The organism is Achromobacter sp. 46006 (genome assembly GCF_059761975.1).
Genome location: NZ_JCBANN010000009.1, coordinates 1 through 21313 on the forward strand (window position 1 = coordinate 1; position 21313 = coordinate 21313).

At 64.7% G+C, this 21313-nt stretch carries 24 protein-coding genes; 12 read left to right on the forward strand and 12 right to left on the reverse strand.

The genetic code is table 11. The features are described from left to right. The 10 genes from AC6LKG_RS07190 to AC6LKG_RS07235 all read right to left on the reverse strand — a co-directional run. The coding region (locus AC6LKG_RS07190) for a tetratricopeptide repeat protein (protein WP_498163701.1) at positions 1-404 on the reverse strand (404 nt) is incomplete at its 3' end. Then, a complete protein-coding gene (gene lipB, locus AC6LKG_RS07195) occupies positions 401-1042 on the reverse strand; it encodes a lipoyl(octanoyl) transferase LipB (RefSeq protein ID WP_498163702.1) in 642 nt (213 codons plus the stop codon). The genes AC6LKG_RS07190 and lipB, both read right to left, overlap by 4 nt. 18 nt (positions 1043-1060) lie before the next feature. Then, positions 1061-1333, reverse strand: coding sequence for a YbeD family protein (locus AC6LKG_RS07200; RefSeq protein ID WP_498163703.1), 273 nt, complete (start codon positions 1331-1333; stop codon positions 1061-1063). Positions 1334-1443: 110 nt separating this feature from the next. Next, positions 1444-2310, reverse strand: a complete 867-nt coding sequence (locus AC6LKG_RS07205) for a D-amino acid aminotransferase (RefSeq protein ID WP_498163704.1) — start codon at positions 2308-2310, stop codon at positions 1444-1446. 134 nt (positions 2311-2444) lie between these two features. Further along, complete coding sequence (locus tag AC6LKG_RS07210; protein ID WP_498163705.1) at positions 2445-3707, reverse strand: D-alanyl-D-alanine carboxypeptidase family protein; 1263 nt, start codon at positions 3705-3707, stop codon at positions 2445-2447. Between the two features lie 157 nt (positions 3708-3864). Further along, a complete protein-coding gene (locus AC6LKG_RS07215) occupies positions 3865-4518 on the reverse strand; it encodes an alpha/beta hydrolase (protein ID WP_498163706.1) in 654 nt (217 codons plus the stop codon). Between the two features lie 33 nt (positions 4519-4551). Further along, a complete protein-coding gene (locus AC6LKG_RS07220; protein WP_498163707.1) occupies positions 4552-5151 on the reverse strand; it encodes an ABC-type transport auxiliary lipoprotein family protein in 600 nt (199 codons plus the stop codon). Continuing rightward, on the reverse strand, positions 5148-6104 hold the full coding sequence (locus AC6LKG_RS07225; RefSeq protein WP_498163708.1) for an MlaD family protein: 957 nt from the start codon (positions 6102-6104) through the stop codon (positions 5148-5150). Before AC6LKG_RS07225 ends, AC6LKG_RS07220 begins: the two co-directional genes overlap by 4 nt. Then, positions 6091-6930: an ABC transporter ATP-binding protein gene (locus tag AC6LKG_RS07230; protein WP_498163709.1), complete on the reverse strand. Its 840-nt coding sequence runs from the start codon at positions 6928-6930 to the stop codon at positions 6091-6093. The genes AC6LKG_RS07225 and AC6LKG_RS07230 overlap by 14 nt, the downstream gene beginning before the upstream one ends. Next, positions 6930-8063, reverse strand: a complete 1134-nt coding sequence (locus AC6LKG_RS07235) for an MlaE family ABC transporter permease (RefSeq protein ID WP_498163710.1) — start codon at positions 8061-8063, stop codon at positions 6930-6932. Before AC6LKG_RS07235 ends, AC6LKG_RS07230 begins: the two co-directional genes overlap by 1 nt. A gap of 93 nt (positions 8064-8156) precedes the next feature. Between AC6LKG_RS07235 and AC6LKG_RS07240 the strand changes: the two genes are divergently transcribed. From AC6LKG_RS07240 to AC6LKG_RS07250, 3 genes are read left to right on the forward strand one after another with little or no spacing between them, the layout of a single operon-like run. Then, entirely contained in the window at positions 8157-9011 is an 855-nt protein-coding gene (locus AC6LKG_RS07240) for a biotin--[acetyl-CoA-carboxylase] ligase (RefSeq protein WP_498163711.1), read from the forward strand. Continuing rightward, positions 9008-9814, forward strand: a complete 807-nt coding sequence (locus AC6LKG_RS07245) for a type III pantothenate kinase (RefSeq protein WP_498163712.1) — start codon at positions 9008-9010, stop codon at positions 9812-9814. The genes AC6LKG_RS07240 and AC6LKG_RS07245 overlap by 4 nt, the downstream gene beginning before the upstream one ends. Positions 9815-9832: 18 nt before the next feature. Then, positions 9833-10006: a hypothetical protein gene (locus AC6LKG_RS07250; protein ID WP_498163713.1), complete on the forward strand. Its 174-nt coding sequence runs from the start codon at positions 9833-9835 to the stop codon at positions 10004-10006. 13 nt (positions 10007-10019) lie between these two features. Here the strand turns inward: AC6LKG_RS07250 and AC6LKG_RS07255 are convergent, their stop codons facing one another. Further along, positions 10020-11318: a 3-deoxy-D-manno-octulosonic acid transferase gene (locus tag AC6LKG_RS07255; RefSeq protein WP_498163714.1), complete on the reverse strand. Its 1299-nt coding sequence runs from the start codon at positions 11316-11318 to the stop codon at positions 10020-10022. Then, positions 11318-12361, reverse strand: coding sequence for a lipopolysaccharide heptosyltransferase I (gene waaC / locus AC6LKG_RS07260; protein WP_498163715.1), 1044 nt, complete (start codon positions 12359-12361; stop codon positions 11318-11320). The genes AC6LKG_RS07255 and waaC overlap by 1 nt, the downstream gene beginning before the upstream one ends. Positions 12362-12485: 124 nt before the next feature. Here waaC and AC6LKG_RS07265 point away from each other — a divergent pair, with 124 nt between their 5' ends. The 9 genes from AC6LKG_RS07265 to AC6LKG_RS07305 are packed head-to-tail and all read left to right on the forward strand — an operon-like array spanning position 12486 to position 21308. Beyond that, positions 12486-13538 carry a Gfo/Idh/MocA family protein gene (locus tag AC6LKG_RS07265; RefSeq protein ID WP_054500300.1) on the forward strand — a complete coding sequence of 351 codons (1053 nt, stop codon included), beginning with the start codon at positions 12486-12488 and terminating at the stop codon, positions 13536-13538. Between the two features lie 2 nt (positions 13539-13540). Further along, a complete protein-coding gene (locus AC6LKG_RS07270; RefSeq protein WP_498163787.1) occupies positions 13541-14113 on the forward strand; it encodes an acyltransferase in 573 nt (190 codons plus the stop codon). A gap of 6 nt (positions 14114-14119) precedes the next feature. After that, the gene (locus tag AC6LKG_RS07275) at positions 14120-15223 is read left to right on the forward strand and encodes a DegT/DnrJ/EryC1/StrS family aminotransferase (RefSeq protein WP_498163716.1); all 1104 of its coding nucleotides are present in this window, start codon (positions 14120-14122) and stop codon (positions 15221-15223) included. Positions 15224-15227: 4 nt separating this feature from the next. After that, a complete protein-coding gene (gene wecB / locus AC6LKG_RS07280) occupies positions 15228-16313 on the forward strand; it encodes a non-hydrolyzing UDP-N-acetylglucosamine 2-epimerase (protein ID WP_498163717.1) in 1086 nt (361 codons plus the stop codon). A gap of 13 nt (positions 16314-16326) precedes the next feature. Further along, positions 16327-17532 carry a glycosyltransferase family 4 protein gene (locus AC6LKG_RS07285; RefSeq protein WP_498163718.1) on the forward strand — a complete coding sequence of 402 codons (1206 nt, stop codon included), beginning with the start codon at positions 16327-16329 and terminating at the stop codon, positions 17530-17532. 34 nt (positions 17533-17566) lie between these two features. Then, on the forward strand, positions 17567-18712 hold the full coding sequence (locus AC6LKG_RS07290; protein ID WP_054500296.1) for an N-acetyl sugar amidotransferase: 1146 nt from the start codon (positions 17567-17569) through the stop codon (positions 18710-18712). Between the two features lie 31 nt (positions 18713-18743). Then, positions 18744-19358 (forward strand): imidazole glycerol phosphate synthase subunit HisH, encoded by a 615-nt coding sequence (hisH, locus tag AC6LKG_RS07295; RefSeq protein ID WP_498163719.1) that lies wholly within the window; start codon positions 18744-18746, stop codon positions 19356-19358. 3 nt (positions 19359-19361) lie between these two features. Next, positions 19362-20126, forward strand: coding sequence for an AglZ/HisF2 family acetamidino modification protein (locus AC6LKG_RS07300; RefSeq protein WP_054500294.1), 765 nt, complete (start codon positions 19362-19364; stop codon positions 20124-20126). Positions 20127-20144: 18 nt separating this feature from the next. Continuing rightward, the gene (locus AC6LKG_RS07305; RefSeq protein ID WP_498163720.1) at positions 20145-21308 is read left to right on the forward strand and encodes a glycosyltransferase; all 1164 of its coding nucleotides are present in this window, start codon (positions 20145-20147) and stop codon (positions 21306-21308) included. Positions 21309-21313: the final 5 nt, after the last annotated feature.

Consider the following 21313-nt stretch of genomic DNA (forward strand, 5'->3'; position numbering starts at 1 on the left):
GCGCGGTCCTGGACCACGCCGCGGCCGCTCCTGAGCATATGGGCATAGTTGTACATGCCCCAGTCCAGTCCGCGATCCGCGGCCAACCGGAACCAGTACGCCGCCACGGTATCGTCCGGCGCCACGCCCCAGCCATTTTCGTAGCAGCGGCCCACCATGTTGATGGCCATGAGGTGATCGGCGTTGGCGGCGCGTTTGAACCAGGCCAGCCCCTCGGACTGGTCACGCGGCACGCCGACGCCATCGAGCAGCATCTGGCCGAAGATGGTCTGGGCTTCCGCCAGCCCCATTTCGGCCGCCGTGCGCACCCAGGCGGCGTATTGCGGCGCCGGCCCGGCGCGCAGGCTGGCCAGTTGTTCGGGCGTGGTCGCGGCCACTTCGGCCGGCGTGTAGTGTGTTTTCATATGGGAGTCCGTGCCTGGCGCCACAGGCGGGCCAGGTTGTGCGCCAGCGCGTCTCCCACCTCGGTGGGATCGCGCCGCACGCTACAGGACGCCATGTCGACCGTGCGCAGGCCGGCGTAGCCACAGGGGTTGATGCCCAAAAACGGCGCCAGATCCATTGCCACGTTCAGCGACACGCCGTGATAGGCGCGGCCATTGCGGATCTTGATGCCCAGCGCGGCGATCTTGGCCAATTCGCTGCCGCCATCGGGATCGGGAACGTACACCCCTGGCGCCCCGGACTTGCGGCAGGCGCCCGCCACCCCCATCGCATCGAGCGTGTCGATCACCGCGGTTTCCAGCAAGGCCACGTATTCCTTCACGTACATGTCGACGCGGCGCAGGTCGAACAACGCATAGGCCATGACCTGGCCCGGGCCGTGATAGGTGACCTGGCCGCCACGGTCGCACTGCACCAGGGGAATGGCACCGGGGTTGAGCACATGTTGGGGCAGGCCTGCCTGCCCCAACGTATAGACCGGGGCATGCTCGCACAGCCAGATCTCATCGGGCGTATCGACGGAACGCTGGTCGGTGTACGCCTGCATGTCCCGCCACACGGACAGGTAGTCCGCCGGCCGCGCGAGCCACTTGATCACAACCGCTGGCCTCTACATCTACAGGACGATCGACACCATCGGATGGCCATGCAAGGCGCGGTAAAGCTCGTCGAGCTGCTCGCGCGAGGTGGCGCGCACCGTGAAGGTCAGCCCCATGTAGTTGCCGCCCTTGCTGGGACGCATCTCGACCGTGGCCGCATCGAAGCCCGGGTCGAAGCGCAGCACGACTTCGGTCAGCGTCTGCGCGAAGTCGGGGTGATGCTTGCCCATGACCTTGATGGGAAAGTCGCTGGGATATTCGATGAGGGAATCTTCGGGCGGAATATGCATGATGGATGGCCTGGAACGTCAATGTTTCTATATGGGGGCAGGCATCGTGCAGGCAAGGCCCGCCGCCGGGGCGCGCGGCATGGGCGGCCGCCGGGGCCGCCCCGCGGGTCCTAGAGCGCGGCGATGCGGGCATCATAACCCGCACGTAATTGCTCATAAACAGGGCCGGGTTTGCCCGAACCCACCGGCCGGCCATCCAGCGCGACGATCGGCAGCACCTCCTTGGTGGCCGAGGACAGCATCAGTTCGTCGGCCTGGACCACTTCATCCTGGGACAGGCGGCGCGCCTCGAACGGGATGCCGGCCTCCGCCGCCAGCTCGCCCATCAGGCCGTAGCGGATGCCCTCCAGAATCAGGTTGTTCTTGGGCGGCGCCAGCAGCTTGCCACCGGATACCACCCAGATATTGGTGGACGACCCTTCCGTGAGAAACCCATCGCGGAACTGCAGCACCTCGTCGACGTGGGCGTCCACCGCCTGCTGTTTTGCCAATACGTTGCCCAGCAACGATACCGACTTGATTTCGCAGTGCAGCCAGCGTTCGTCGGGAATGCTGATCGCGCGGAGCCCCTGGGCGCGCTGGGCAGCGGACGGCGGCGTCCAGGCCGACACCATGCCAAATACCGTGGGGGTCACGGCCGGCGAGGGAAACGGATGATCCCGCTTGGCCACGCCGCGCGTCACCTGCAGATAGACGATGCAGGTATCCAGGCTCGTCCGGTCGAGCAATTGCCGGATCAGGTCGATCCAGCCACTGCGGTCGAACGGCTGCGCGATGCGCAGCGCGGCCAGGCTGCGGTCGAGGCGGTCGAGGTGCTCGGCCATGCGGAAGGCATTGCCCCGGTACACGGGGACGACTTCGTAGATGCCATCGCCGAAAATAAAGCCGCGATCCAGGACGGAGACCTTGGCCTCGTCCACGCGCAGGAACTCACCATTGAGATACACCTGGCTTTCGCCCGGCACGCCCGGAATCATGAAGCACTCCTGAATTTGAAATGGAAGCGGGGCGGGCCTGCCGGCCCGCCCCAAGAAGCATGCAAAACGGGCGTTTCGCGCACGAAACGCCCGCTGCTAGCTTACACCCGCGGCCGCGCCCATGGCGCGCCCGTTTACTGGAACCAGCGCTTGACGGTGTCGACCATGCGGCCGAAGAAACCCGCGCGTTCGACCGCGTCCTGCACCACCAGCGGTTCGGTACGCAGCACCTTGCCGTCCAGCGTGAATTGCAGCGTGCCGACCTGCTGGCCCTTGGTCAGCGGCGCGATCAGCGGGTCGGTGCGTTGCGCCACCGGCTTGAGGTCGCCGGCCTTGCCGCGCGGCACCGCGATCGAAACCGGGTTGGGCGGACCGAGCTTGACGTTGTCGGCGGTGCCTTCCCAGACACGGGCGTCGATGCCGGGCTGGCTCTTGTCGAACAGTTTGACCGTGTCGAAGTTCTGGAAGCTCCAGTTCAGCAGCTTGAGGCTTTCCTCGGCGCGCGTGGCCTCGCTGTCGGTGCCCAACACCACCGCCAGAATGCGGCGATCGCCCCGCACCGCGGTCGACACCAGGCAGTAGCCGGCCGAATCGGTATGGCCGGTCTTCATGCCGTCGACCGAGGGATCGGCCCACAACAGGCGGTTGCGGTTGGGCTGGGTGATCTTGTTGTAGGTGAAGCTCTTCTGCTTGTAATAGTGGAAGAACTGCGGATGATCGGTGATCAGGTGCGCCGACAGCGTGGCCAGGTCGCGCGCGGAGGTCATGTGCTGCGGATCGGGCAGCCCGGTGGCGTTCATGAAATGCGTGTTGCGCATGCCCAGGCGCTCGGCTTCCTGGTTCATGAGCGAGGCGAACGCGGTTTCGCTGCCGCCGACCGCTTCGGCCAGCGCGACCGAGGCGTCATTGCCCGACTGCACGATCATGCCCTGGTTCAGCTCATCGACGGTCACCGGCTTGCGCGGCTCGATGAACATGCGCGAACCGCCGGTACGCCAGGCGTGCTCCGACACCGGCACGGTCTGCTCCAGCGTCAGGCGCTTTTCCTCGAGCGCGTTGAACACTACGTAGGCGGTCATGATCTTGGTGAGCGATGCGGGCTCGACCTTCATGTCGGGATTGGAGGCCGCCAGGGTCTGGCCGCTGTTCACGTCCAGCACGATCCAGGCCTTGGCCGCGATGGTGGGCGCGGGTACCGCCGACACATCGCCCACCGGCACCGCTCCCGTCGCCGACGGCGCGGCGGCCGTGGCGCCCGCGGCAGCAGGCGCGGCGGCGGGCGCCTGCTGGGCCCAGGCCGGCAGCGACGCCGCGAGCATCGCCGACAACACCGCGCCGGCGAGGGCTCGGCGGGCAAAGACAACGGGGGAGTGAGTGGGGTAAGACAAATTCTTCATCGGCAACGTGGGTCCTGGAAAGACGCCCGCCGGCGCGGGGCTGGTGGCTGACAATTATAGGCAGTCGATAAGACCCGTCCGGCCCGGGATGGGTTCCGCGGGCATTTAAAACATGCAACTTGATGCTACGCCGCGCCTCGCGCGGGGCAGCACTCGGTCAGTCAAGCTTGACCTTCAGGTGCGCCTGCACCAACTGGCGCAGCACCAGCAGCTTGCCATGGAAAAAATGCGAGGCACCCGGGATCACCACCACCGGAATCGAACGCGGCCGGGCCCAATCCATGGCCTCGGACAGGGGTACGACCTCGTCCTGTTCACCGTGCACCATCAACGTATCGCCAGGCACCTGGACCTCATGCGACTGGAAGCGGTTGACGGCGGGCCCCATCAGCATCAGCGCGCTCGGCAGCACGGCATCGCCCTGGTCGGCCAGCGCGGCGTAGGCCTGCGCGGCCACCGCCGTGCCGAAGGAAAAGCCGGCCAGCACCCAGGGCGCGGCCGCCAGTTCAGGATGGCGCTCGCGCATCTGCGCGACCAGCGCCAGCATGTCCTGGGTCTCGCCCACGGATTTGTCGAACTCGCCCTCGGACAGCCCGACTCCGCGGAAATTGGGGCGCACCGCCACCAACCCATGCTGCACACAGGCGCGCGACAACGTGGTCACGACCTTGTTCTCGCGTGCGCCGCCCTGCAAGGGATGCGGATGCAGCACCAGGGCCCAGCCCCGTGGCGTGCCGTCGGGCCAGTCCACCGCGCAGTCGATGCGGCCGGCGGCTCCGGTAAAGGCTTGGGTTTCAGTGCTTGCGGGCATGGCGGACTCGTGCTGCTTGGAAAAAAAGGAATGTTAACCGGCTGGCCGGGCCGCGGCCCTCGGCTGGGTGGCGAGCCATCGCGCCAACTGATCGGCGGCATCGTCGGTGGCCTGGCGCAACGCGGCCACGCCGCCGGCAGCGTCCTGGGTCGGCGCCGGCGCCTGCGTGGCGACACGCAACTGGCCCACCACGCTGCGACCGTCGAGCAGCACCGCCTGCAGCAACACGCGGCCTTCGCTGGACGAACCGTCGGGCGTGAACACCTGTTCGAACTGCGACAAGTAGACCTGCAATTGCGGCGTCTGGCCGCTGGCGCGCTCGGCCAGCACCGGCCCCTGGCGCGAGAGACGCTCGATCAGGCGCTGGCGCACCAGATCGGCCGGCGACGAGGCCCAGCGATAAGTGGCATACGCTTGCGGCGCGGCGCTGTCGCCGACACGCCAGATGACGCCGGTGCTCGACAGCGCCGGCACTGCCGAGAACACCAGCGCAACCGGCTCGCGCGCCGGCAATTGCGGCGCCGGACGGGCATCCAGGCCCAGGTCGAACACTGCCGGCGGCGCACCCACGCGGCCCACGCCGCAGCCCGCCAGCGCCAGGGTCAGGACCAGAACCACGCTACGCATCTTCATTTCTGCTGTCTCCCAAAGCCGGTGAACCCGGCCTCGCCGGGACCGGGCACGGCCGGCGGCGGCCCGAACAATAACGATTGCGGCGTGTTGTCCACGCGACGCAGCGTGAAGGTGGCGCCGCGCGCGGCCTCGCTGACGCTGGCCGCCATGCCGGTAACCGCCGGCAGCGTCTCCCCATCCAGGCGCGACGCTGCCAGGGCGATTTCGTTCAAGCTGCGCGTGGCGGCGGCCAGCGCGCCATCGGGCGCATTCAAGCCGGCCAGCGATTGCCGCGCCTGCCGCGCCAGATCGGCCACTTCGCGCGCCGCGCGGTCGGCCTGGCGCGACGTACCGTCGAGCGAATCGACCAGCGGCCCCAGCTTGGCCAGCGCCGGGGCCAGCTCGCGGCTGGCATCTTTCAGCGACTGGGTGATGTCGGCGGCGTTCTGCAGGCTGGCGGTCAGGGCCTGCACATTCTGCTCGCTCAACAGGCGCCGCAACTGCTCGGTGGCGTCTTCCACATTGGAAATGAGCCGTCCGCCACGTTGCTCGACGCGATCGAGAAAACCCGGACGCAACGGGATCGCCGCCGGATTGGCGTCGCTCGAAGCCAGGCGCTTGAGCGAACTGCCATCGTCGCGCAATTCCACATTGGCCATCCCGGTGACGCCCTGCACGCCCAGCTCGGCCCAGGTCGACTCCGTGATCGGCGTGCCCGGCGCCACCCCGATGCGGATGCGCACCTGGCCTGGCTTGTCGGGGTTCAACGCCAGCGATTGCACCTTGCCCACAGGCACGCCCTGGTAGCGCACGGTCGACTGCGGATTGAGGCCGCTGACGGCAGTGGCCGACACGATTTCATAGGCTTGCAGTTTGGTCCGGTCGCGGCCGATCCAGACGGCCACCAACGCCGCGGCGGCCAGCAGAACCAGCGTGAAGATGCCGGCCATGAGCGCGTGACTACGGTTTTCCATGATGCATTCCCTTCGGCGCCATGTCCCCGAGCGCGCGCAAGCCGCGCTCGCCCAGGAAGAAAGTTTGAATGAACGGGTGGTCGACCTTCAGCACTTCCGGCACCGTATCGCACACGATCACCCGCTTGTCCGCCAGCACGGCGACACGGGTGGCCAGCGCGAGCAGCGTGTCCAGGTCGTGCGTCACCATGACGACGGTGAATCCCAACTGCCGGTGCAGGCTGCGCACCAGGTCCACGAATTCGTCCGAGCGCAGCGGATCCAGCCCCGCCGTGGGTTCGTCCAGGAACACCAGCTCCGGGTCCAACGACAGCGCGCGCGCCAGCGCCACGCGCTTGACCATGCCGCCTGAAAGATCCGAGGGCCGCTTGTCCGCATCCTGCGCCGACAGGCCGACCATCGCCAGGCGGCACATCACCACATCGCGCACCAGGTCTTCCGGCACCGTGCGCAGCTCGCGCAGCGGCAGCGCGACGTTGTCGTACACCGACAGCGCCGAGAACAGCGCGCCCGCCTGGAACAGCATGCCCCAGCGATAGGACAGGCGCCGGCGCTCGCCGGGCGTCAGCTCGGACAAGGTGTTGCCCAGCACCCGGATGGTGCCGGCCGCGGGTCGTTCGAGACCGATGATCTGCCGCAGCAGCACCGTCTTGCCCGTGCCCGAACCGCCCACCAGCACCAGGATCTCGCCGGGAAAGACGGTCAGATCCAGGTTGTCGTGCACCACGTGGTCGCCAAAGGCCGTGCGCAGGCCGCGCACGGTGATCACGGGCGCGACCGTGACGTTGTCCTCGGCAAACAGGCGTTGCTGCTCGGCGCCGGCCATCAGATGCCCACCGAACTGAAAATGACCGCGTACAGGGCGTCCAGCAGGATCACGCCGGTGATCGAGGTCACCACCGAGGTGGTGGTGCCGCGGCCCAGGCTTTCCGTGTTGGGTTGGATGCGCAGGCCGAAATGGCAGGCGATCAACGCGATCAGGATGCCGAAGGTCACGCCCTTCAGGATGCCGATCCAGTAATTGGTCAGGGAAATGGCGTCCGGCAGCGACTGCACGAACCACTGCGCCGAGATGCCCAGTTGCACCTGGGCCGCCAGCATCCCGCCCAGGATCGCCATGGCGTCGGTCCACAGCACCAGCAGCGGCATGGTGATGGCCAGCGCCACCACCCGCGGCAGGATCAGCCGCTGGCCATGTGAAATGCCCATCACCAGCATCGCGTCCAGCTCCTGTGTGACGCGCATCACGCCGATCTGGGCGGTGATGGCCGAGCCGGAGCGGCCCGCCACCAGGATGGCCGCCAGCACCGGCCCCAGCTCGCGCACGATCGACACGCCCAGCAACCGCACGATGAAGCGGTCGGCGCCAATCATCTGCAACTGCTGGGCGGACAGGTACGACAGCACCACCCCGATCAGGAAACCCACCAGCGCGGTGATGCCCAGCGCCTGTGCCCCCGTGCGGTAGACCTGGGCCGAAATCTCGCGCCATGGGCCGCGCGACGGCCGCCTAAGCATGCCGCCCAGATCCAGCACCAACTGCCCCAGCATGATCAGCAGTGCGCGGCCGTTCTCGGCCGCCTGCAGCACCCCGCCCCCGAGGGCGCGCAGCCAACCCCAGGACGGTTCGGGACGCGGTGGGACCGACTGGCCGCCCTTGTTGGTGGCCAGGGTGGTGAATACGTCCTGCTGGCCGGCGGACCAGCGCACGCGCTCGGGCAGCTTCTCGCCCCACGCCTGCCAGATCAGCAGTGCGCCGATGGTGTCGAGGCGGCTGATGCCCTGCAGATCCCAGCGCACACCGCCAGCGGCCGCCTTGGCCATGGCCGCGCGGCGGCGCTCGACCTCGCCTGGCTCGGCCAGCGCCAGCACGCTCCAGTCGCCCCCGACATGGCACACGCCGGCTTCCTGGCGGAAGGGCGTGGCGGCATGGGAGGCGGGCGAGGCGGAATGCGGCATGTAGCGGAATACCGATGCAAAATGTATCCACAATGATATACGCAGGGGCTGGCACACCGCGAGCCAGCGCGCGCGTGCCCTACAATCGCCGCCATGTCCGCTCACGTCCGCCCCATCGACCTGCCCGCGCCAGACGACCTGGCCCGGATGCTGGGTTCGCGCCTGCCCGCCTTCCAAGACATCGCCTGGACCGCCACCACCGGCTCGACCAATGCCGACCTGCTGGCGCGCGCCCGCGCCGGCGGCAACGCCGGCAAACCCTGGCTGCTGGGCACCCATCTGCAGGAAACCGGCCGTGGCCGCGCCGGCCGCCCCTGGCAGAACCGGGTCGGCGCGGCGCTGATGTTCTCGTGCGCCTTCGACGTGCACCTGCCGGCCGCGCAATTGCCGGCCCTGTCGCCGCTGGCCGGCCTGGCCGCCTGCGAGGCGCTGCGCGCCGTGGCGGGCCCGGGGGCCGACGGCCTCTGCATGAAATGGCCCAACGACGTGCAATGGCGCGATGCCAAGCTGGCCGGCGTGCTGGTCGAGACCACCCGCAACCCGGGCGGCCGCGAAGCCGGCTACACGGTGGTCATCGGCATGGGCGTGAACCTGATCGACGCCGACGCGCTGTCGCAGGCGCTGGGCCGCCAGATCGCGGACTGGACCTGTGTCACCGAACACGCGCCAGGCCCCGCCGCTACCGCCGCCGACCTGGTCTGCGCCGCGGCGACTGCCTGGCACGAGGCCGTCCGCACTCTCGAACGCGAGGGCTTCGACGCCTTTACACAGCGCTTCGACCAAGTGGACGCACTCGCCGGCCGCGCCATCAACGTGCTGGACAAGGGCCAGGTGATCCTTAGCGGCACCGCCTGTGGCGTCGACGGCCAGGGCCGCCTGCTGCTGCGGACCCCGCAGGGCACCAGCCCGATCTCGGTTGGTGAAATCTCGATTCGGCGGCAAGCATGATCATCCTCATCGACTCCGGCAACAGCCGCCTCAAGGTGGGCTGGCTCGATCCTGCCAGCCCCGACATGCCGCGCGAACCGGCCACGGTCGCTTTCGACGGCCTGGACCTGGACGCCCTGGACCGCTGGCTCGCCGCCCTGCCGCGGCGGCCATCGCGGGCGCTGGGCGTGAACGTGGCTGGCGCCGACCGGGGCGCGGCCATTGCCGGCGTCCTGCAACGACACGGCTGCGCCGTGGCCTGGGCCACCTCCCAGCCCACCACCCTCGGGCTGGTCAATTGCTACAAGACCCCGTCGCAACTGGGCGCGGACCGCTGGGCCTCGCTGCTGGGGGTGCTGTCGCGCCTGCCAGGCGCGCATCCGCCCTTCCTGCTGGCGAGCTTCGGCACCGCCACCACCATCGACACCGTGGGACCGGACAACGTCTTCGCCGGCGGCCTGATCCTGCCGGGCCCGGCCATGATGCGCAACGCGCTGGCGCACGGCACCGCCAACCTGCCGATCGCCGATGGCCAGGTCGTGCCCTATCCCACCGATACCCATGAGGCCATCGCCTCCGGCATCGCCGCCGCGCAGGCCGGCGCGGTCGTGCGCCAGTGGCTGGCCGGGCGCCAGCGCTACGGCGAGGCGCCGCAGATCTTCGCCGCCGGCGGCGGCTGGCCGGAAGTGCGCCAGGAAATCGAACACCTGCTGGCCGACACCGGCGGCGGCTTCGGCGCCGCTCCGGTGCCGGTCTACCTGAACCACCCCGTCCTGGACGGGTTGGCCGCCATGGCGCGCGCCAACCCGGCCGCGGACGCCTGACCCTCGCGAGGCCGCGTCATGCGAGTGCTGTTCATCCTGATCCTGCTGGCCAACCTGGGGGTCTATGCGCTCGGCCAGGGCTGGCTGGGCGTACGGCCGGAAGACGAAGGGCGCGACACGCGCCGCTTCAGCCAGGAACTGAACCCGGGCGCCATCACGCTGGTGCCGCGCAAACCCGCCGGAGGCGGTTGACGGACCGCGGACCTTACCGCAACCAGGGCGCCAGCGCGTCCATGGTCCGAGCGGTGGCGCCGGCATGGCTGGCGAACCAGGCCCGCGCCGACTCACCCGCCGCCTGCCGCGCGACGGGGTCGGCGAGCAGCGCCAGCGCGGCCGCCACGGCCTGCCCAGGATCCGGCTGGCGTTGCGCCGCCCCCGCCTCGATGGCATCGCTGGCGGCCTGCTGGAAATTGAAGGTGTGTGGCCCGACGATGACCGGCACGCCCGCGGCGCAGGCTTCGATCAGGTTCTGCCCGCCCAGCGGCGCGAAACTGCCCGCCACCACGGCCACATCGGCGGCGGCGTAATAGAACGCCATCTCACCCAGCGTGTCACCCAGCAGAACCGCCGTGCGCGGATCCGGTTCCTGCCCGCCTGAGCGCCTGACATAAACCACCCCGGCCTGTTCCAGCAGCGCGGCGGCGGCGTCGAAACGCTGCGGATGGCGCGGTATCAGCAGGAACAGAGGGCCGCCGGGCGCGCCCGCAAGTCGCTTGATGGCATCGATGAACGGCCCGTCCTCGCCCTCGCGGGTACTCGCCACGGCTATCACCGGCCGTCCCAGGCGCGCGCGCCAGGCCCGCCCTTCGCTTACCTGGTCCGCCGGCAAAGACAGGTCGAATTTGAGATTGCCGGACACCGCCGGCCGCGGCGCGCCGGCCTGGGCCAGCCGCTCGGCGTCGGTTGCGGATTGGGCCAGCACCACCTGCAACCCGGCCAGCGCCTCGCGCATAACCCCGCCCATGCGCCGGGCCTGGCGCAACGAAGACACGGAGAAGCGAGCGCTCACCAGCGCCATCGGCAAGCGCGCGCGACGCGCGGCGGCCAGCAGGTTCGGCCAGATCTCGCGTTCTATCAGAATGCCGCAGCGCGGCTTGGTCGCGGCCAGGAAGCGGCGCGTGGCGCCGGGAAAATCATAGGGCAGCCAGGCTTGGCGCAATTGGCCTTGGGCGATGGCGTCGGCGAACAGGCGCGCGCCTTCGGCACGGCCGGTGGCGGTGATGTGCGTCAGCAGCACCGGCAGGCCGCGATCGAGCAGGGCCTGCAACAGCGGCTGCGCGGCACGCGTCTCGCCCAGGCTGACGGCGTGCACCCATACCGGCGCCCCGTCCCACCTGACCGTCGCGGCGGGATCGGGCCTGGCCCCGACAGGACCGGCCCGGCCGAATCGTTCCGGAGAAAAGATCTGCCACTCGCCCCCTGCGCGTCTGGCGCGCCGGGCCATCCACAACCAGACCAGGGGTGCCAGCGCCCGCAGCCCGAAGGTGTAGACCAGACGGTTCATCAGCGCGCAGCCAACGCCTGCTCCACCGAAGCCATGACGGCCTCGCGCGACGGCGAGGCGCCACGGTCGCCCAGGCTGGCGGTGTAATTCGACCCGACCAGGGGCGTGCGCACCGGCGTGGACGCGCGGTAGATGCCAATGGTGGGCCGTCCCAGCGCGGCCGACAGATGGGTCAGGCCGCTGTCCAGGCCGACCATGAGGCGCGCTCCGGCCAGCAGCCGGGCAACCGAGGTCAGATCCATGCGCGGCATCACCTCGACGTCCTCCATGCCGGCCACCAGCAGCCGGGCGCGCTCGGCCTCCTGGTCGTTGCCGGCCAGCAGCTTGAGCGCACAGCCGGCATCGCGCAGGCGCCGGAACACCGCGCGCCAGTCGTCCTCGGGCCATAGTTTGTCGTCGCGGCTGGCCGACGGCATGATCACGGCGTAGCCGCGGTCGTTGTCCAGATGGTGCAGGCGTGGCAGTTCGGTGGCGTCCAATCCGCCGGCGGACACCTCGTGGACCGAATCGGCGACACCGCCCTGCCCCCCCTGGCGCGAAAACGCCTGCAGGCCGAAATCGGGTTGCCCCCCGTACTGGTAACCGAATGTCAACGCTGCCAGCTTGCGTTGGCGAATGACCGCCGGCTGCCAGAACTCCACCCGATGGCGGACGTTATAAAACAGCGATGCCAGCGGCTCGCGCGCCGACCGCCAATCGAGCCCGTGGCGCACCCCGCGCGCCTGGCGCACCAGCCACGCGGACTTCAGCAGGGCCTGCATGTCCAGCACGATATCGTATTGCTTGGCGCGCAAGCGCTCGCGCAAGGCCTTGCGCTCGGCCCGGACCTGCGCCGACCACCAGGCCTTGCGCCAGCGGCGGTGGGCCACCTTGATGACCTCGCCAACCGCTGGATGCCATGCGGGGATCTCGGCGAAAGCCTCTTCGGCGATCCAGTCGATTTCAGCGTCCGGCACATGGCGGGCGATGTCGGAGATGGCGGGCAGCATGTGCACCAGATCGCCGAGTGACGACGTGCGGACAATGAGAATGCGAGTTGGCATCGATTGGAAATGGCGGATTTGTGCGCTCGTGCCCCTACCCGGTCTTAAAGTATTATTACGCTCTATTCCGGGAGGGGCTGTCGAATTATCCCGGCAATTTACAACAAAACAACCTAATCTCCCGATGACCGCTGATCCAGTTACCGACCGCAAGGTCCGTTTCGCCCTGGTAGGATGTGGGCGCATTTCCAAGAACCATATCGGCGCCATCGCGCAACACAGCGATCGCGCCGAGCTCGTGGACGTCTGTGACACTAATCCCGCCGCGCTGAAAGCCGCCGCGGAAGCCACCGGCGCCCGACCGTTCTCGTCCCTGACGGAAATGCTGGCGCATACCACCGCAGACGCGGTCATTCTGGCCACGCCGTCCGGCCTGCATCCCTGGCAAGCGATCGAAGTGGCGCAATCGGGCCGCCACGTGGTCAGCGAAAAGCCGATGGCGACGCGCTGGGAAGACGGCAAGCGCATGGTCAAGGCCTGCGACGAAGCCGGCGTGCGCCTGTTCGTCGTCAAGCAGAACCGTCGCAACGCCACGCTGCAGCTGCTCAAGAAGGCCATCGAAAACGGCCGTTTCGGCCGTATCTATATGGTCACGGTCAATGTGTTCTGGACCCGTCCACAGGATTATTACGATGCCGCCCGCTGGCGCGGCAAATGGGAGTGGGACGGCGGCGCCTTCATGAACCAGGCCAGCCATTATGTCGACCTGCTTGACTGGCTGGTCGGCCCCGTGGAAAGCGTGTATGCCTACACCGCCACGCTGGCCCGCCGCATCGAAGCCGAAGACACGGGCGTGGCCGCGATCCGCTGGCGCCATGGCGCCATGGGTTCGATCAACGTCACCATGCTGACCTATCCGCAGAACCTGGAAGGCTCGATCACCATCCTGGGCGAAAAGGGCACCGTGCGCGTGGGCGGCGTGGCCGTCAACCGCATCGACGAATGGAAGTTCGCCGACGAGCATCCCGACGACGCCAAGATCCGCGAAGCCAACTACGAGACCACCTCGGTGTATGGCTTCGGCCATCCGCTCTATTACGACAACGTCATCCGCGTGCTGCGCGGCGAGTGCGAACCCGAGACCGACGGACGCGAAGGCCTGCAGTCGCTGGCCCTGCTGACCGCCATCTACCGTTCCGCGCGCGATGGCCTGCGCGTGCCGTTGCCGCTGGATTGACCATCATGAGCATCCATTCCACCGCCATCGTCGACGACGGCGCACAAATCGGCGCCGGCACCCGCGTCTGGCACTGGGTTCATGTGTCGGGCGGCGCCGTCATCGGCGAGGCCTGTTCGTTGGGCCAGAACGTCTACGTCGGCAACCGCGTCAAGATCGGCAACCGCGTCAAGATCCAGAACAACGTCTCCGTCTACGACAACGTGACACTTGAAGACGACGTGTTCTGCGGCCCCAGCATGGTCTTCACCAACGTGTACAACCCGCGCGCGGCCATCGAACGCAAGAACGAGTACCGCGACACGATCGTGCGCCAGGGCGCAACCCTGGGCGCCAACTGCACCATCGTGTGCGGCTCGACCGTGGGCCGCTACGCCTTCGTCGGCGCTGGCGCCGTCGTGAACCGCGACGTGCCCGACTTCGCCCTGGTGGTGGGCGTGCCCGCCCGCCAGATTGGCTGGATGAGCCGCCACGGGGAACAACTGGACCTGCCGCTGACCGGCAACGGGCAGACCACCTGCCCCGCAACCGGCGACCAATACCTGCTCAAAGACGGCGTGTGCCAATTGGTGTGAGACAACATGCAATTCATTGACCTGAAGAAGCAATACCAAGTCCTGCGCGACCCGATCAACGCCCGCATCCAGGCCGTGCTCGACCACGGCCAGTACATCATGGGGCCCGAGGTCAAGGAACTGGAAGCCGCGCTGTGCGCGTATACCGGTGCCAAGCATTGCGTCACGGTCGCCTCCGGCACCGAGGCGCTGCTGATCGCGCTGATGGCGCTGGGAGTAAAGGCCGGCGACGAGGTCATCACTACCTCGTTCACATTCGTGGCGACGGCGGAAGTCATCGTGCTGCTGGGCGCCGTGCCCGTGTTCGTGGACGTCGAGCCCGACACTTGCAACATCAAGGTTTCCGAGATCGAAGCCAAGATCACGCCGCGCACCAAGGCCATCATCCCGGTGTCGCTGTACGGCCAATGCGGCGACATGGACGAGGTCAATGCCATCGCCGACAAGCACGGCATCGCCGTCATTGAAGACGCCGCGCAGAGCTTCGGCGCCACCTACAAGGGCAAGAAGAGCTGCAACCTGTCCAAGATCGGCTGCACCAGCTTCTTCCCCAGCAAGCCCCTGGGCTGCTATGGCGACGGCGGTGCGCTGTTTACCAATGACGACGCCCTGGCGCAAGCCATGCGCGAGATCCGTGTGCACGGCCAATCGGCCCGCTACTACCACTCGCGCATCGGCGTGGGTGGCCGCATGGACACGCTGCAATGCGCCGTGGTGCTGGGCAAGCTGGAACGTTTCGAGTGGGAAGTGGAGCAGCGCATCAAGATCGGTGCTCGCTACCAGCAACTGCTGGCTGACCTGCCGGGCGGTGCGCGTACGGTCACTGTGCGTCCGGATCGCGACAGCGTCTGGGCCCAGTTCACCGTCATGGTGCCCAACCGCGAAGCCGTGATCGCGCACCTGAAGGAAGCCGGCATTCCGACGGCCGTGCACTACCCCAGGCCGATTCATACTCAACCCGCCTATGCACAATTCTGTGCTGGCGAGAACGAAACGCCTATTTCGGATCAGCTAGCAGCCCGCGTCATGAGTCTGCCGATGCATCCAGACCTCGATACCGCGACGCAGGACACCATCATCGCCGCCTTGCGCGCCGCTCTTTCGCACTGATTTCATGACGAAGACCGTATTGACCGTCCTGGGCGCGCGTCCGCAGTTCATCAAGGCTAGCGTCATTTCGGCAGCGATTTCGCAAACGCCTCAGTTGAACGAAGTGGTCGTACACACCGGCCAGCACTTCGACACCAACATGTCGGATATTTTTTTCAGGGAGTTGGGCATAGAGAAGCCTGCCCATTCCCTGAACATCCATGGCGGCAGCCATGGCGACATGACCGGACGCATGCTGGTTGCGCTTGAACGCATCATGCAGCAGGTGCGGCCTGATCTGGTGATGGTCTACGGTGATACCAACTCGACCCTCGCTGGCGCGCTCGCGGCTGTAAAACAGCATATCCCGGTCGCCCATGTGGAGGCCGGCCTCCGTTCGTTCAACTTGCGCATGCCCGAAGAGGTCAATCGGATCCTGACGGATCGCATCTCGCGCTGGCTGTTCACTCCCACCGAAACTGCTACCGCCCACTTGCTCAGCGAAGGCGCGAACAACGCCAATATCTTCGAAGTCGGAGACGTCATGCTGGACGTGGCTTTGCATCATGGTTCCCGCGTCGACGACCAGGACGGCCTCATGCAAAAACTGGGGTTGAAAGCCCGTAGCTTTATACTCACCACGATCCACCGAGCCGAAAATACGGACGATCCTCAGCGACTTGCTGCCATCCTCCGAGCGCTAACGGCGGCATCCAAGGACATTCCAATCGTTTGGCCGCTGCATCCTCGAACCCGCAATCTCCTGGACCAGGCTGGATTGCTGTCGACGGTCGCCGGCACAGTTAAGCTGACAGACCCAATTGGCTATATCGATATGGTCCAACTGGAGAAATACGCTCGGCTAATCATCACGGATTCGGGTGGCGTCCAGAAGGAAGCGTTCTTCCACCGCGTGCCCTGTATTACCTTGCGCGATGAGACGGAATGGGTGGAACTGGTGGAAGCCGGCTGGAACCATCTCATCCCCCCAGCATCCGCGCATGAAATTACGACCGCGATCGCTCGCGCCCTGAGCTCCACACCGCGGGAGATCCAGCCCTACGGCTCGGGTAACGCAGCTCAGCGAATAGTGGAAACCTTGAGCGCCTAGCCCTTTCGGGGTCGTGGCCACCCTATTGGGAATTTTTAGAAAGACCGGCAGCCAGTCGCCCCGGCTTGCTGGCCTCATCCGCTTCATGACACGCATTGCTCAACTCACGACGGCGCATCCTCGCTACGACATCCGTATCTATCACAAGGAAAGCCGCGCGCTTGCCAGACACGGCTATGACGTTCATTTGGTTGTGGCGGACGGCAAGGGCCCTGAAACCCGAGACGGCGTGCACTTTCACGATATAGGAACAGTAGCGGGGCGGGCGCGGAGAATGCTGGTGCAACCGCTGCGCCTGCTCCGTGTCGCCCTCGGCTTAAAGGCGGACATTTATCACTTTCACGACCCAGAACTCCTTCCCGTTGGTCTGCTTCTCCACTGGATAGGACGGACGGTAGTCTACGATGCTCACGAAGATGTCCCGCGCCAGATCATGGCCAAGCCCTGGATTCCTTTTCCGTTGCGCCGCATGGTATCCGTGGCGTTCGAGAAGCTCGAGAATTTCGCGGCCAGGCGCATGGATGCCGTGATTTGCGCCACGCCACACATTACTGCGCGCTTCCTTGACCTCAACAACGGATCGTTCAACGTCAACAATTATCCTTTTCGTGATGAGTTGGCGCCGGCCGTCGCTGGCCCAACTGCCGCAAAGGCCGGCGCGCACCGAAACATTTGCTATGTCGGCAGCATTACACGTACACGTGGCGCAGTGGAAATGGTTGCCGCGATGGAATTCACGGATGCCCGCCTGATCCTGGCGGGTATCATGGCAGATGCCCAACTCGAAACAGAGTTGAAATCCATGCCGGGCTGGGCAAAGGTCGACTATCGTGGCGTAGTGGATCGCGATGGGGTGCGCAACATTCTGGCCCAGAGTCAGATCGGCCTCGTGGTGCTGTATCCCACGCCCAACCACCTTGCCTCCATGCCAACGAAGATGTTCGAGTACATGTCGTCGGGAGTGCCTGTGCTGGCTTCCAATTTCCCGCTGTGGCGTTCCATTCTGGACAAGGCTCGCTGCGGCATGTGCGTCGACTACGACGACCCCCGCAAAATCGCAACAACGATAAACGACATGCTTTCCGATGCTGACAGCTTGGCCAGAATGGCCGCCAATGGCAGACAGGCAGTCCTGGACGACTACAACTGGGAAGCCGAGGAAACAAGCCTCATAACCGCTTACGATCATTTGGCCTTACGGGCCAGCAAAACCTCCTAAAATCGACACCGCCTTCCCCAGGTCTCTTGCCGCCATGCCCATACTCGACTACCGGATTTGTACACGCTGCGTCATGGACACGTCCGATCCGAATATCACGTTCGATCACCAGGGCGTCTGCTCCTACTGCAATACGTTCGACAATGTAACGTCCCAGCAATGGTTCCCAAACGCGGAAGGGGCACGGAGATTGCGGCAGCGCGTTGACGCCATTCGAAACGAGCGCGCCAAACACGAGTACGACTGCATTCTCGGGCTCAGTGGAGGCATCGATAGTTCGTATCTGGCGCTGCGCGTCCAGGAATTGGGGCTGCGCCCTCTCGTGGTTCATGTCGACGCCGGTTGGAATAGCGAACTCGCCGTTCACAATATCGAGCGCATCGTCAAACACTGCAATTATGATTTACATACCCACGTCATCGACTGGGAAGTCATGCGTGACCTGCAGGCTGCCTATCTAAAAGCAGGGGTTGCGAATCAGGACGTGCCGCAAGACCACGCATTTTTTGGCGCCCTTTATCATTTTGCGGTTAAAAACGACATCCGCTATGTGATCAGCGGCGGCAATATCGCCACAGAATCGGTGCTCCCGGTTGCTTGGGGGCACAATGCGATGGACGCGATCAACCTCAAAGCGATCCATCGCAAACATGGCACGAAGTCGCTGAAGAGTTTTCCGATCATCAACTTCATGCAGTATTATTTTTACTATCCATTCATAAAGAAAATGGATGTGCTGCGCCCGCTCAACTTCATGCCCTACAGTAAGTCGGCAGCGCTCGAATACCTGCAGGACACTGTCGGATATCGAGATTACGGCCGTAAACACGGCGAATCAGTGTTTACCCGTTTTTTCCAGAATCATTATCTTCCCTACAAATTCGGTTATGACAAGCGGCGCGCCCACTTGGCCAGCCGCATCCTGTCTGGAGAGTTGGACCGCGCGGCCGCGCTGGCAGCGCTGGAAGAGCCTTTGTACGATCCGGAAGAATTACGCCAGGACAAAGCATACATCGCAAAAAAGCTGGGCTTTTCCGCCGATGAATTCGAAGCGCTTATGCAGCCGCCTGGCCATCATTATTCCGAGTACGCCAATCAGGATCGCCTGTATCAGGCGATCCGCTCGGGAAAACAGTTTCTGTCGACTCTGCTTGGGCGCAGAATAAAGAGCTACGGTTGAACCGCTCCATCCCTTCTCTTTGGAAAACTCCATGATTTCCGTCGTCGACTATGGCTTAGGCAATCTGGGCTCGATCTTGAATATGTTCCGCAAGATCAATGTTCCGGCACAATTGGTCACGACCCCAGAAGAGATTCTTGTGGCCGACAAGATCCTCCTGCCAGGCGTAGGAGCATTTGATGTGGCCATGCAGGAGCTCGCGCGACGCGAACTTATCGAACCTCTAAAACACCAAGCTCTGCAGGTGCGCATTCCCATCCTGGGGATCTGCCTCGGGATGCAACTGCTGGGCAACGGTAGCGAGGAGGGGAAACTTCCTGGCCTGGGTTTTATCGATGCCCGCAGCCATTTGTTCCGCTTTCCAGTGGCCAGACATCTGAAAGTGCCTCATATGGGCTGGAATTTCATTTATCCGGAACAAGACAGTCCAATCCTGGCTGGCTTGACCGAACAGCAATCGAGATTCTATTTCGTGCACAGCTACCACGTAGTGTGCGCCGATCCTCAGGATAACTTGGCCATGACAGATTATGGTGGCAAATTTACCAGCATGGTCCAACGAGGCAATGTCATTGGCGCGCAATTTCATCCGGAGAAGAGCCACCGCTTCGGAATGCAGTTACTTCGAAACTTCGCCGGGATGTAAGTCATGCTTCGCACTCGTGTCATTCCGTGCTTATTGCTGAAAAACGGGGGATTGGTAAAGACAAAGAAATTCAAGAATCCGGTCTATATCGGCGACCCGATTAATGCCGTTCGCATCTTCAACGAAAAGGAAGTTGACGAACTGGTCTTCCTGGATATTGCCTGCACCCTCGGCAAACGCGAGCCCGACTACGACCTGCTCCAGGACATTGCAAGCGAGGCCTTCATGCCATTTGCCTACGGCGGCGGCATCACTCGCGCGGACCAAGCCCAAAGACTGTTCAAGCTGGGAGTGGAAAAGGTCATAATCAACTCCCATGCAGCGGTCGAGCCGGAGTTGCTCAGCCGCATTGCGGACAGCGCGGGCAGTCAAAGCGTCGTGGCTTCTATCGACGTAAAGCGCAATTTGTTCGGGAAATACACGGTCTGGACTCAGGCCGGCACTGTCGGCACCGCCAACGACCCCGTCCAGTACGCACAACGCATGGAAGCGGCGGGCGCGGGTGAAATTCTGTTGACTTCGATCGACCGGGACGGCTGCATGGGAGGCTACGACCTCGCGCTCATCAAAGCGGTGAGCGAGGCTGTCTCGATTCCCGTGGTCGCCAGCGGCGGCGCCGCGGTCCCGAACGACTTTCTGGAAGCCCGCAAAGCAGGGGCGTCGGCTGCGAGCGCCGGCAGCATGTTTGTATTTCATGGCAAACACCGTGCGGTTCTCATCACCTACCCTCCTTATTCACAGCTCGAAACCTTGTTCGCAGAACGCTGACATTATCCCCCCCCGCCCATGAGCCTGCTCAACCTCCACTTGTTCGGCATCGATTTCAAGTTTGAGTCGCGCACCTACAAAGAAACCGATTCCCTGCTGGACGCCGGCTTAGTGGACCAGGTGGAAATTGTCGCGTTCGGCGACCCCGGTCTTCCTGAGCGAGAGACTCTCGGCCGACCGGATCGTAAATTGTGGCGTGTGCCGATTCGTAGTCGACGGGTACTTCCCAAGAATTTCCTGGCGCAGGCCGTCAAATACGTGGAATGGAGCTGGCGCATTATTCGGGAATACCGTCGCACGAAAGTCGCGATCATCCATTGCCACAGTATGCTGCCGTTGCTTCTGGCATGCCTGTTGAAATCCATGACCGGCGCTCGTCTCGTCTACGATGCCCACGAACTGGAAACAGAAAAATACGGCCTGCATGGCAGACGCCAACGTATCGCCCGCTGGTTGGAACAAACATTAATCAAGCATTGTGACGCTGTGCTGGTCGTGAGCCCGTCCATTGAGCGCTGGTATCGCCAGAGGTATCCCGATACGCCTGTCGTGCTCGTGCGAAATGTCCCGCTGGCGCCGCCCACGCTGACTCCCTATCCTTGGCGGGAAGAATTGGCCCTCCCCGAAGATGCACTCCTATTTATCTTCATTGGCGGCCTGACGCAAAGCCGTGGCATTCCGGCCATGCTCAAGGCATTCGATCGCGAAGAATGCAGGCATCATTTGTTATTCATGGGCGCAGGCGCTTTCGAATCCGATATCCGCAAAATTGAACAGCGCGTTTCGAATATACATCTGCGCCCGCCGGTGCCGATGCGCGAGGTCTTGAATCGTGCGGCGGGTGCCGACGTGGGCATGTGCCTTATCGAAGAGACATGCCTCAGCTATCGCTATTCGTTACCAAACAAATTATTCGAAAGTCTCCAGGCGGGGCTGCCAGTAATTACCGCCGACCTGCCAGATCAAAAAGCGCTGCTCGAACAGGCTGAGGCCGGATGGACGTGTGCCGTCGAACCGCAAGCCATCGCCGCAATCGTCGACCAGTTATCGCACAATTCTGTAGCGCGATGCCGCGAAGGCGTAAAGGCTCTTCAGGGTACGTTGGACTGGTCCCACGAAGCCGAACGCCTAAAGGCGATCTACCGGCACTTGTTACCTTCCGGCTCGCAAGCAAAACACTAGCCGCG